Origin of the sequence: uncultured Campylobacter sp. (assembly GCF_937997465.1) — a bacterium.
Classification (GTDB): domain Bacteria; phylum Campylobacterota; class Campylobacteria; order Campylobacterales; family Campylobacteraceae; genus Campylobacter_A.
Window position 1 is genome coordinate 1 of the sequence record NZ_CALKTQ010000178.1, and the last position, 11,770, is coordinate 11,770.

General features: G+C 46.0%; 12 protein-coding genes and 2 pseudogenes. All 14 read right to left on the reverse strand.

The genetic code is table 11. The annotated features are described in order from the left end of the window. Window positions 1-49: 49 nt before the first annotated feature. Window positions 50-377, reverse strand: a pseudogene (locus tag Q0546_RS05785) (IS1595 family transposase); the annotation flags it as partial. 379 nt (window positions 378-756) lie between these two features. Continuing rightward, window positions 757-1,443: a mechanosensitive ion channel domain-containing protein gene (locus Q0546_RS05790; protein WP_298791363.1), complete on the reverse strand. Its 687-nt coding sequence runs from the start codon at window positions 1,441-1,443 to the stop codon at window positions 757-759. A 20-nt stretch (window positions 1,444-1,463) separates the two neighbouring features. Further along, window positions 1,464-2,465, reverse strand: coding sequence for an OmpA family protein (locus Q0546_RS05795; RefSeq protein ID WP_298791365.1), 1,002 nt, complete (start codon window positions 2,463-2,465; stop codon window positions 1,464-1,466). 164 nt (window positions 2,466-2,629) lie between these two features. Then, window positions 2,630-3,019, reverse strand: a complete 390-nt coding sequence (gene rpsI, locus Q0546_RS05800) for a 30S ribosomal protein S9 (protein WP_122866526.1) — start codon at window positions 3,017-3,019, stop codon at window positions 2,630-2,632. 2 nt (window positions 3,020-3,021) lie between these two features. Then, the gene (gene rplM, locus Q0546_RS05805; protein WP_298791367.1) at window positions 3,022-3,450 is read right to left on the reverse strand and encodes a 50S ribosomal protein L13; all 429 of its coding nucleotides are present in this window, start codon (window positions 3,448-3,450) and stop codon (window positions 3,022-3,024) included. 76 nt (window positions 3,451-3,526) lie between these two features. Further along, complete coding sequence (locus Q0546_RS05810; protein ID WP_298791369.1) at window positions 3,527-6,322, reverse strand: RecB-like helicase; 2,796 nt, start codon at window positions 6,320-6,322, stop codon at window positions 3,527-3,529. Continuing rightward, entirely contained in the window at window positions 6,319-8,901 is a 2,583-nt protein-coding gene (locus Q0546_RS05815; RefSeq protein WP_298791371.1) for a PD-(D/E)XK nuclease family protein, read from the reverse strand. The genes Q0546_RS05810 and Q0546_RS05815 overlap by 4 nt, the downstream gene beginning before the upstream one ends. A gap of 58 nt (window positions 8,902-8,959) precedes the next feature. Beyond that, a complete protein-coding gene (locus Q0546_RS05820; protein ID WP_298791373.1) occupies window positions 8,960-9,430 on the reverse strand; it encodes a FixH family protein in 471 nt (156 codons plus the stop codon). Beyond that, complete coding sequence (locus tag Q0546_RS05825; RefSeq protein WP_298791375.1) at window positions 9,423-10,097, reverse strand: hypothetical protein; 675 nt, start codon at window positions 10,095-10,097, stop codon at window positions 9,423-9,425. The genes Q0546_RS05820 and Q0546_RS05825 overlap by 8 nt, the downstream gene beginning before the upstream one ends. A 106-nt stretch (window positions 10,098-10,203) precedes the next feature. After that, on the reverse strand, window positions 10,204-10,305 hold the full coding sequence (locus Q0546_RS05830; RefSeq protein ID WP_231679342.1) for a hypothetical protein: 102 nt from the start codon (window positions 10,303-10,305) through the stop codon (window positions 10,204-10,206). Between the two features lie 2 nt (window positions 10,306-10,307). Next, window positions 10,308-10,517 carry a DUF4006 family protein gene (locus Q0546_RS05835; protein WP_002949114.1) on the reverse strand — a complete coding sequence of 70 codons (210 nt, stop codon included), beginning with the start codon at window positions 10,515-10,517 and terminating at the stop codon, window positions 10,308-10,310. After that, the gene (locus Q0546_RS05840) at window positions 10,518-11,378 is read right to left on the reverse strand and encodes a cbb3-type cytochrome c oxidase N-terminal domain-containing protein (protein WP_297938906.1); all 861 of its coding nucleotides are present in this window, start codon (window positions 11,376-11,378) and stop codon (window positions 10,518-10,520) included. It lies immediately after the preceding gene. Continuing rightward, window positions 11,378-11,599, reverse strand: coding sequence for a cytochrome c oxidase, cbb3-type, CcoQ subunit (locus Q0546_RS05845; RefSeq protein ID WP_298791377.1), 222 nt, complete (start codon window positions 11,597-11,599; stop codon window positions 11,378-11,380). The genes Q0546_RS05840 and Q0546_RS05845 overlap by 1 nt, the downstream gene beginning before the upstream one ends. 8 nt (window positions 11,600-11,607) lie before the next feature. Beyond that, window positions 11,608-11,770, reverse strand: a pseudogene (locus tag Q0546_RS05850) (cytochrome-c oxidase, cbb3-type subunit II); the annotation flags it as partial.

Sequence of the window (11,770 nt, forward strand, 5' to 3'; positions counted from 1 at the left end):
TCACGCTTTAGCATTCCGTCTGTTTACAGCTACGAGCGTAGCGAAATAGAAATACTGGTGTTTTATTTGCTGCACCTCTACCTCTCTTACCTCTTACTCGTTTAGATCCGAAGTAACTTTCATCTATTTCAAAGCGAAGCTTCTAGGCGAGCTTGCGAGCTGGAAATTTCGCCTGAAAACTTAGATACCTTCTCACACTCTTTAGACATAAGAATTCTTATTTCTCTAAAGATTTTACATAGGGTTGCTTCTGAAATTTTAGTTAAATTCGATATCTTTGATGCTTCTATGTCTTCTGCAAAATACTTGAGAATTTCTCTAAATTTAGCTTCAGAAATTCTTGAACGGATTATATATTTATTTTTCATCGAACTCATCGTAACCTAATGCTCCTTTGTGTGAGATTAAGTTAAAGAGAGCCTTTAATTTTTGCAATACGGCAGATAAGGAATACGTCAAAATTTGTACATTTTTAAAGTGCTTGTGTGGTATTGATTTTGGATCAAATTTAATCTATTTGCCTTATGGAACCAAATAGGTACGAGCATAAGACCAATCTACAACATACCACACAAAAAAGCCAAAGAACCAAGGAAAACCGTGCAAACCGGTAAATCAAATTTGCTCGTCTTGCCTTTTATCCTGATAGCGGATGCTGAGCTGCGGCAACGGTATAGAGATGCCTTTAGCGTCAAACGCGAGCTTGACGCTCTCTAGCATAGCAAACTGCACATCTGAAAAATCACCGCTCGCACACTAAAATCTAGCAGTCAAATTTACGCTATTTTCACCCAAACTCCCGACGCCGACGAATGGCTTTGGCTCTTTTAGGATCTTTTTGTTTTCGTCAGCTAGGTTTAAAATAATCTCTTTTGCAAGCCTTAGATCGTCTTTATAATCTATGGAAAATACGAGCTCAACCCGCCTGGTACCCTCTTTTGAGAAGTTTATTATATTGCTACTTATGATGCGTCCGTTTGGGATAATGATGGTTTTGTGATCGGTTGTACGCAAAATAGTGCTAAACATATTAATCTCTTTGACTGCGCCTTGCACGCCTGCGACTTCTATGTGGTCTTTGAGTTTAAACGGCCTAAAAAATATTATCAAAAATCCTGCGCCTATGTTTGAAAAAGTATCCTTAAACGCCATACCGATAGCAAGACCGATAGCACCAAGCGCAGCGACAAACATAGATGTCTCGACGCCCAAATTTGCAATCGCGGCTATGATAACAAAAGCCATGAGAAGCGTTTTGATGATATTTACAAGGAAATTTGAAAGAGTTTCGTCAAGTATAGAAGAAGTAACTAATTTTGATATAAGATTTGAGATTTTAGCTACCAACCATTTGCCGATAAGCAAGATGGCGATAGAACCTAAAATTTTTAAAGAATAGGACGAGATTAACGACCAAATAAGTTCAAATTTAATCTCGTCCATGCATTATTAAGCTAGACTAATTATTTGTTAAATCTAGCTTCAACGCGTCTGTTCTCAGCACGTCCTTCTTTTGTTTTATTTGAAGCGACAGGTTTAAGCTCGCCGTATCCTACAGTAGTGATCTTGTCTGCGCTTACGCCAAGCTCTTCAAGAGCTTTAGCAACTGCGTTTGCTCTTTTTTCAGATAGTTTTTGATTGTAAGCCTCAGCACCAATACTGTCTGTATGTCCGCTTAGAACTACGCGGTAGCCTGGATTTTCACCCATAAAGTTAGCTACTTTCTTGATCTCCTCAAGATATTTTGGAGTTACTTTGTAGCTATCGAATGCAAAATTTACGCCGATATCTCTAAGAACGATAACCTTCTCGCATCCAGTCTCATCAACTACTACCCCAGCCGGTGTATTTGGGCATTTATCGACATCGTTTAAAACACCGTCATTATCATCGTCAAGGCTTACAGGAGCTGAAACAGGCTCAGCTTTTGGCGCTTCTGCAACCACAGGAGCATTTTTGGCACCGAAGCCGACTGCAAAACCTAGCGTATAGAATAGGTTGTGATCCGCATGCTCAAATTTAATAGCATCTACCGCTTCAGCGCGTAGAGCAAAGTTATCGGTAATTTGATATCTCAAACCAAGGCCGTATTGACCGAAGCCGCCGTCATCATTTTTGACGAATTTTTTTGAGACATCCTCATAACCTGCACCAAGCAAGCCATAAAGAGATAGTTTTTCAGTTAGGCCGAAATCTTTAATAGCATTAACGAAATATCTAGTAGCCTTTCCGTCTACGCCATACTCTCTTATCTTGTTAGTGTGGCTAAGACCAAGTTCTACGTGGTCTATAAAGAAATTTTCTAGGTTTCTTCCGATTCTTAAACCGATAGCTGACTGTTCATTTGTTCCTAAATTTCCTTCAGGATGAACGCCGCCTATTGTCGGAGTTAGTTCGTAATTGTAAGCTGAATCAGCGGCAAAAAGCGCAGAAGCAGCAACTAAAGCAAGAGCAATCTTTTTCATAAGTTATCCTTTCTTTTGCCTCGTTTTTTCACGAGACTATTTTTTGATTTTATCACTAATTTATAAATCTAAATTTAACACGTAATTTAAGACGCATCAGTCCTATCAAACCGTATACCTCATCCCCTAAATTTAAAAGCCGACAAAACGGCTTTAACAAACTATTAGCGTTTAGAGAATTGCGGGCTTCTTCTAGCTTTTCTTCTACCGAATTTCTTACGCTCGACAACGCGTGAGTCGCGAGTTAGTAGGCCTTTTGGTTTTAGAGTCGCTCTAAAGTCGGTATCGAATAGAGCCAATGCTCTTGAAATGCCGTGCCTTAGCGCCTCAGCCTGAGCAGAGTATCCGCCGCCTAGAGTAGTTGCGGTTACGTCTACAGAGCTCTCTTGTTTTGTTAAAAGTAGAGGTTGAACTACTTTTAGCTTGATAGCTTCATGTCCGCCGAGCCAAGTGTTTAGATCAAGTCCGTTTACTAAAATTTTACCGCTGCCCGGTTTTAACCAGACTTTTGCTACGGCAGTTTTTCTTTTACCGGTTGCATAAACTTTCGCCATGATTATTTTCCTTCTTTTTTAGCTATTTGAGCCGTGTGCGGATGCTCGCTGCCGGCGTAAACTTTTAGTTTTTTTATCATCTCTCTGCCGAGTTTTGTTTTTGGAAGCATTCCGCGAACGGCTAGCTTGAACAGTTTTTCAGGTTTGTCAGCCAAAAGCTCGCCAAATTTCTCGCTCTTCGTGCTACCAAAATACCCTGAATGGCGGTGATAAAGCTTTTGCTCGGCTTTATTGTTGCCCGTAAATTCGGCTTTAGAAGCGTTGATTATGATAACGTAATCGCCGCAATCGACATTCGGAGTGAAATTTGGCTTATGCTTACCGCGAAGCAGCGTAGCCGCCTCGGTTAGCAATCTACCAAAACGCTTGCCCGCCGCGTCAAGCACGATCCACTCGCGCTCCACTTCGTTTGGTTTTGTTATTTTCGTCATTTTCTTACCCTTTAGATAATTTTAAGTCGTGATTGTATTCAAATGCACCTTACAAATAGCTTAATTTAAGCTATATTTAAATATCAATGCTTCGAATTTCATCCCGTAAAGCGTAAAATATCGCCGCCCTCACGCTCAAATTCGGGTAAATTTGAGCCAATATTCTTTTGTATTCCGCCACTTGCGCGATGTTTTCATCTATATTTTTATCGCTCGTTTTATAGTCGATCACGCAGATTTCAGATTCGCCAATACAGAGCAAATCAAGCTGTTTTAACGCACTCTCATATCGCAAAGGCTGCTCTTTAAACACCCTCTTTGCCTGCGTCATTTGCTTAAATTTAGGCTCGTTTGTCAAATTTAGCCCGCGAGCGTAAATTTCATCCAGCTCGCCCTCGTCTAAAAATTTATGAAACGCGTTTCGCATCGAAATTTGCGCCGTTTTTAGCGAGCTCTCGTCAAATTTTTCAGCCATCTCGAGCAGATAGTGCAGCGCCAAACCAAAATAAATCGCCTTTTGATTTTTGCCCTCGGTTTTGGGCGTTTCATCTACGATTTGCTTTGAAATTTGAGCTAGCCCTATAGGCTCAAATTTGCCCGCCACCGTCAAATTTCGCGCCTTGCTAGGCGTAGGCTCGCCAAAGCTAAAATCAACCAAATCAAGATACTCTATAACCTCGCCGCTACTCTCATACGCCCCAAAAAAGCTCGGATTTCTGCCGTTGGCGCCCGTTTTTTTTACGATGATTAGCCCGCCAATCGCCCGCGTTAGCGCGACGTAGAGCTTATTCATATCCTCCTCGCACTCGAGCCGCGCCGCCTTTTCTTTTAGCCTTGCAAAATCCTCGTCGATGCACTGTTTTTTGACGTTGTGTCGCACCTGCCAGGAGCCCTCGTCGGCGTCGTATTCCGCGATGAAATTTGATCCGTCGTGCCGTCCAGCGCCGATTTTATCGCACACGATCACGTTTTCAAACTCGAGCCCCTTTGACTTGTGCACGGTCATTATTTTCACGCCCTCGCCGCTTTTTGCGCTCGCTTTTGCTGCAAATCTATCAAGATTATAGATAAACTCGGTCAAATTTGAGTAAGGCTGCGCTAGCTCTAGCAGCCGCAAAATGTCCGCGTCGCTCATATCTACGCCAAGCTTGCCCGCTAGATAGTGTAAGCTCTCAAGCGCCGATTTTTGCGGATTTACGCTCAGTTCTACGGCGTTTACGTCAAGGATCGCTTCGGTATTTAGCTTGTAAATTCGCTCGCCAAATAGGCAAAATTTAGCGTACTCCACTACTGCGCGCGCATTTTTACTAGCTAGCAGGGGCATCACGCCCTCGCTCACGCTTTTTATGCCAGCTTCATCAAGCAAATTTGCGATTTTATTTATATCGTCGTTTTTCCAGCAAAGCACGGTGATATCGTCTTCGCAAACCCCTTTTTCAAGCAGAAATTTAACCTGCTGCGCCGCCTCCATCGCCACGTCATCGCCGCTAGTTACCCGCACGAATCCAACATCGTCCGCCTGCGCCTCAAAATACGGCATCTGCCCTACCAAATTTACCCGTTCGCTCTCTTTTTGGGGTGTTCTTTGCGGTTTAAAATTTTCGATCTTGCCGGCAAATACGGCGTTCGTAAATCTCACTAGCGCCTTTTTGCTGCGGTAATTTACCTCCAAATTTTGCGCTTTTATCTGCGGAAAATCGCGCATCAGCTTGCCGAAAAGCTCCTTTTTGCCGCCGCGAAAGCGGTAAATGCTCTGCTTTACGTCGCCCACGTAAAAAAAGCTGCCAAGCCCGTTTTGTCCGTATCCGGCGACGATTTCCTCGATGAGCGGACGCATGATCTCGTACTGCGCGACGTTGGTGTCTTGAAACTCGTCGATTAGCAGGTGGTTTATCCGCCCGTCGAGTCTAAAATAAAGCATCTGCGCGTCCGTCTCGCCGCCCCTTAAAAGCTCGTAAACCAGGCGCGTCACGTCGCTAAATGCAAGCGAATTTAGCCTTTTGTTTAGCGAGATTTTGCACTCTTTGTAGATTTTTAAAAATCTAGCCAGCTCGGCGATTTTATACTCCTCAAGCGCATCAAAATACTGTTTTAATCGCGCTTTTAGCGTAAAAAACATCTCGTCGAGCTCCGGCGTATAAATTTTAGAAAACGTACGATAATCAAGGCTCGTGCGCGACATAAACGAGCGAGCTAAAATTTCACTCGGAGTTCCCTCTTTTACGGCGTTTTGCGCGTCTTTGCCGCCGCCTCTAGCTAGGACGTACTCGCGCATATTTTTTAGCGCTTCTTCTACGCCGCTTTCGTTTGGAAACGCCGCATTTTCGCTGCTTTTTAGCTCGCCGAAATTTTCGTAAAACATCTCCAAACTCTCAAAAAAGCTACCCTGACTGCGCTCAGCCGTTGCTATCAAATTTGCAAGCGCCTTTAGCAGCCGCATATCCTTGCTCACGCTCGCGACGAACTCGCCCCGCTGCAGCTCGTTTAAATTTTCGCTCACTTCAAAATCCGCACTCAGCCCCAAATTTAAGCAAAAGCTACGCAAGATGCCGACGAAAAACGAGTCAAACGTGCCAATTTTTAGATCGCTTTCTAAAAAATGCGTCGCCCTAGCGTCGCGCATGGCTAAAATTTCATCCCTGTCCGCGCCCAAAATTTGCTCCAGCTCGGCTAGCTCCGCGCTCTTTTTCTCGAGCCGCAAAAAGGTCTGCACGATGCGCTCTTTCATCTCGTTTGCGGCCTTTTTGGTAAAGGTTAGTGCCGTGATCTCGCGCGCGTCGGCGCCTGATAGCAAAATCGCGATAAAACGCACGCTAAGCGCAAAGGTCTTGCCGCTGCCCGCACTCGCCTCGAGGGCCAAAAACGGCTTCATAGCTCGCCTTTCACTAAAATTTTATAGTCTTCGTATTCGCTCATCGCGCCCTTGGCCTCCCCGAAATTTATCAGCGTGTTGTTGATGGATTTTAGCTGCTCGATCGCCTCGCCCAGCGCGTCCGTGCTAGCTTCGCCCGCTACCAAGTTCATGTTATCTTTTAGATCGTAAAAGTACCCCTCGCAAGGCCTACCCACGAGTGCCTCGTAAAATGGCAGTTGCAAGGATTTGGCGTCGAAATTTCCGCTTTTGTAATCAATAACCGCCAGCTCGCCGCCGCGCCCATCTATGCGGTCGATTTTGCCCGTTATGCGCACGCCCGCGAACACGCTATCAAGCTCTTTTTCAAGCCCCTTCACGCGCCATCCGTCCTCATATCTCGCGTCTTCTACGGCCTTAAATTTTTCCATCTTTATCATCGTTATCTCGCGCTCTAGCGGCGGCGTGTTTAGCTCTCTTAGCACCGTTTCAAATTTAGCTAGGTCAAATCGCTCGAATTTAGAATAATACTCAAAAAGCGCCCTATGTAGCGAGTTGCCAAAGTCCGCAGCAGACGCCGTTTGCGGCATCACGGGCGGCTGAACGCCCAAGATATATCTGTAATAATACCGCCGCGGGCACTGTAAATAGGTATTTAGCCTGCTAAAAGAGAGCGGGATAGCGAAAAAATCATGCTTGACGATGATATCTTGCTCGAAAATTTTAGGCTTTGCGGGCGTTTTTCGCGTGAAATTTATCAAATTTACTGCTTGCCGTTTTTCGCTCGGCATTTTGTTTTGCACAGTACTTTCGTCAAATTTGTCGGCCAAATTTAGCTCTCCGTCCGCTTCGCCAAATTCAAACAAACTTCGCTCTTTGGCAGTTTTTGTTTGTTTAGTTTTAGCCTCGTTCTTTTCGTCAAGGCGCGGGTTAATCTCGCCCTCGAAATTTTGCTCATCCGCAAAATCGGCCTTTGCGTCAAATTTGCCGTTAAACAGCGCCGCATAGCTTTCGTCGCCGTATCTCGCATCCTCCACGGCATTAAATTCGCCGAGAAATCTCGACGCGATTTTCTCCTCGTTTGCCGCGTAGCATATCGCCGCTTTTTTCGCGCCGCCGATTAGGCTCTCGTAGTAAAATCTCTGCAAATTTTCGCGGTCGACGTAGCCGATGAGGCCCGCTTTTTGGCGCACGCGCGAGCTTAAAAACATCTCGTTTACGCTGCGCTTTGGCACTAAATCGTCGTTAAAATCAAGCACTATGACGCCCTCAAATTTTAGTCCGCGACTCTCCAAAATGCCCATCACGCCGATCTTGCCGCCGCCCACGTGATCGAGTCTTAGGCGAGATAGCTTTATCAAAAATATCTCGCAAATTTGACGCAGCGTAAAGCTAAAATACCGCGCCAAACTCTGCGCGTAAAATAGCTCCTCACGCGTTTTTTGTGCGGCGGCGTGGTCGCTCTCGCACGCCAAAATCTCTTCCATAAGCGCCCTAAAATCCTCAAACGAGCAAGACGCCTCAAAACCGTTTTTAAATTTCTCAAACAGCTCGCCGCTAACGCCAAATTCATGCAGATTAAACTCGAATTCGTTGAAATTTTTATAGTTATCCTCGCTCAAATTTACGCGGATTTTGTCGTTTATTGCAGTTACCATGCACTTTAAAATTTGAAAAAACCGCGTGCGCGTAAAGCTCTCACCCATCGCGAAGTTAAACATCTTGCCGCGGTCGTGCAGGCGCAAGATCTCGGCAAAACTCTCGTCAGGCAAGATAACGGCGATGTTTTCGGGCTTGATGCCATCAGCCACGAACTCGCTAGCCTTTGCCATCGCGTAGGCCGCCTGCAAGCTCCTAGCGCCGAAGCTCCTTTTTAAAACGAGCGGGTTTTTGCGCACGGAGCCCGTTTTTTTTAGCTCGCGCGTGCTCAAATTTAGCTCAAATTCGCCGTATAGACTAAACTCGCTCGCCTCAATGCCAGAAATTTCAGCTAGTTTTGAGATCAGTTTTTTGTTAAATTTGCTGGTTTGAAAGATGATTTTTAGCATCGTTAGCTTGGCTATCTCGTCAAACAGCTCCCACTCAAATTCGCTCAAAAAGCCGTCTACTTCGAGATAAATCTCGCGAAATTCCCTAACAAATCCGTCGTTTAACTCGTAAATTTCAGGCAGCACGATACCGTCGTATAGATTTTCGGCCGCGAGCAGCTCCTTATAGCCTGCGAGCACCGCCTCAAGGATACCCAGATGCTCCTCGTAATCGGCGTAAATGTCGCTAAATTTTAGATCCGCAACGCTTTTTTTGCTGATGGCAAGCTCCTTAAAAAAGCTAAAAAGATAGTCGTTGTTCTTCAAAAACGCGAAAAACTCCGACGGGATACGCAGCCGCTCGGATGCCTCTCTCACGCTCGCGCAGGCTCGCTGCATCAGCACCAGCGCGTACGCCTCGTCCGCCTCAAAGCGCCCCGGCACTAGCACGGCCTTTTGCTCAAACTGCGCTATCGTCATCGCCTTTGGCACGAGTTCGTTTTGAAATTTCGCGTTAAATTCGCGGATCTTTCGCGAGTTGGTAAAGATGTAAAGTTGGTCTAAATTTTGCATAGAGGCTCTTTGTTTTTTGGCGAAATGATAGCCCAGAGCGGCTGAAAATCAAAGAAAACTAGCGCGCTTCGAAGTTAAATTTATAAAAACCCGTGTCGTTTGCGTCAGAGATTTTTAGCAAAATTTGCCATCTACCTTTTTTGGGGAGTGCTACGGGCGCTGTTTTTAAAATTTGCCCGTCAAATTTGGCGTCTAAATTTTGATTTTGCTCGTTCGTCGCGGGTCTGGTTAGCAAAATCTCGTGCGTGAAATTTGGCGCCAAAGAGCCGTTTTTGGCTTCGACGGCGATCTTAAAATATCCGTTAAGCCCGTCAAATTCGGGCTCGAATTTAAGGGCATATCTGGCGTCAAATCTGCGCTGGCTAGCCTCGATCTCGTTTATATTTTCATCTACGTTTTGGTAGCGCTCGAAGTAAAAACCATCCATCTCCACGGGGTTTTTGACGGCCAGAATGATGGTCGCTACGCAGGAGGCGACTATCAAAATAAGCGCGGTAACGATAGCGTGAGGCCAATAGTTTTTAGCCATTTTTCCTCCTAAATTTTCTAAATGCGGCGACGTAAACGACAAGGGCGATGGAGCCGTAGATAAAAATCCTAAACGCATCTAGCGTACGGCGGTTTTGATTGCCGACCGCGTTTTGTAGGGCGACGCCTTTGCTTGCGGCGATTTGCTCGGCAAGATCGGCGTAGCCGTTTAGCACGGCAGCGTTAAAGATATCTTTGCCGTTTTTTGACGCTAAAATAGGCAAAATCGAGCCCGAGCTTGGATACGGACTTAAAATTTTCTCTTTATCAAAAAGCTTAAGCGTCTGCGGGTCGGCAAAAATTTCCACCTTGTGTTCAGCCTTAGCAAGCATCAAAAGCGCGTAAGGCGGGGTCAAATTTAGCTGCGCGGCCGCTTCTTTTAGCGTTTTGCCATCCAAGCTCTCGTAAACCGCAACCCCCGCAAACACGCCGCTTTTGCTCGCCAGCTCCTCGCCCAAAACCGCGATTTTATCGCTCACGGCGGGGCTTAGGATGTTTTGATTTACTAAAACTATCTCGCGAGGCAAATTTAAGCCCTGCAAAGTTGCCGCACCGTAGAAAATAAAAAGCAAAAAGATAAAAAATGCGCGGGTTAAATTTGAAAATTTGAGCGCGAGGAAGCGGCAAAGGATAGTTAAATTTGAGCGAGCGTAATTTATAAATTGCATCGGCCAAGTTGAGCATTTTCGAGCAAAAAGCAAAGCGCGCCTCTATGGGTTAAGCTTAAAATTTGAAAAAGAGCGGCAAATTCTGCGCTCTTTGATTTATCAACTTTCATCCTACAAAAAGGTGATTTGGCGTTAGCACTGCCCACGCCGTAAATGCCGCCGCCGCAATGAGTCCCGCGACGATAAATTTCTCCAAAATCGCTTGCATATTTACTCCTTTACGCGCACTTGTTTGGCGTTATCCGCGCTTTTCATCTTTAGCTCGGAGGCGTTTAATGTGTATGGTTTTTGCGCGACTTCTTGCTGCAGCTTGATCGCGTAGTACGTGAGTGCCGCCAGGATCGCTAGCAGTAGCCCGGTCGCGATGAGTAGCCCCGTCACTCCGTGTAGGCCAAAAACATTTCGATTCGTGTTTTCCATTTATTCTCCTTTAGAAAGCGAGATGACGTACTCGCCGACGGCTTTTTGCTGCAAGGCGTTTAGCCTGCCGTCGCTAAATTTAGGCATCGTACCGATAGCGCCCTTTTTACCGCGCTGTAGCACGTCCTCGACAAAGGACGCCGTGCCGTATTTAGATAGATCAGGAGAGTTGCCCTCCATGCCTTTGCCGTCCTCGCCGTGGCACGCCGCGCAGGTCGCAAATAGCTCCTTGCCGCTAGCTACCAAATTTTCGTTTTTAGTCTTTTTTATACCGGAAATTTCCTTAGCGATGTAGGCCGCGATCGCCTTTGCGCCCTCTTCGTCGGCCATACCGGCAGGCATCTCGCCCATCGGATACTCTAGGCCTTTTGAGCCGTTCATTATCGTATCATATATCCCCTCTTCGCTACCCCATTTGGAAAGGTCTGCGGCCTTGCCGTTTATACCGTCGCCCGTTATGCCGTGGCAGGAGGAACACTGCACCAAAAACAGGCTTTCGCCCATGGCGTGAAGCGTCTTGGCGTCCACGTTTGCGAAGCGTTTTTCAAATTTAGCGTTTGCGGCGGCGACTTCTTCGTTGTATTCGCCGATTTGCGAGTAGGAGTTTACCGGATAGCCGGCGATCATATACCACAAGGCCCAGACGATACATATCGCATAAACTATCGCCCAGCCCAGCGGCAGAGGATTTTTGTACTCGCCTATGCCGTCCCAGCTATGCTCGCTAAGCTCGGCCTTAGGTTTTGCTACCTTCATCTGCCCGACCAAGCGACTTACGACGAAAGCCGTGGCCAAAACGATAGCAATAGCTCCGATAAGCCCCAGTAAATTTACGTTATCTTCTAAATTAAACCATTGCATTATTTTTCCTTTTTAGCGTTTTGCTCTATGGACGTAGACTCTAAAATTTCCTCGTCGATACCGTCTTTTAGGGCGAGGTCGGAGTATCTTTCGTAGTTTCGCCTGCCGCTCTTTTCGGATCTATACAGATGAAAATAGTACCCGTAAAGAAGCGCGGCGCACACGGCTAGAAAGATAAAAGCTCCGTATCCTTGGATATCTCTTAGAGTCTGCGCATCCATAAATTCGCCTATTTTAAGCTATTTAGATAGGCGATGAGCGCCACTATCTCGCGGATCTCTCCGCGCTCGAAGGCCTTTTTGACCTCTTCGTCTTTCATCTCTTCCACGATGGCGGCGGCTTCTTCTTTGACCGCTGCTTGCGCCTGCTCGTAGGTGCCTAGGCTTGGCATA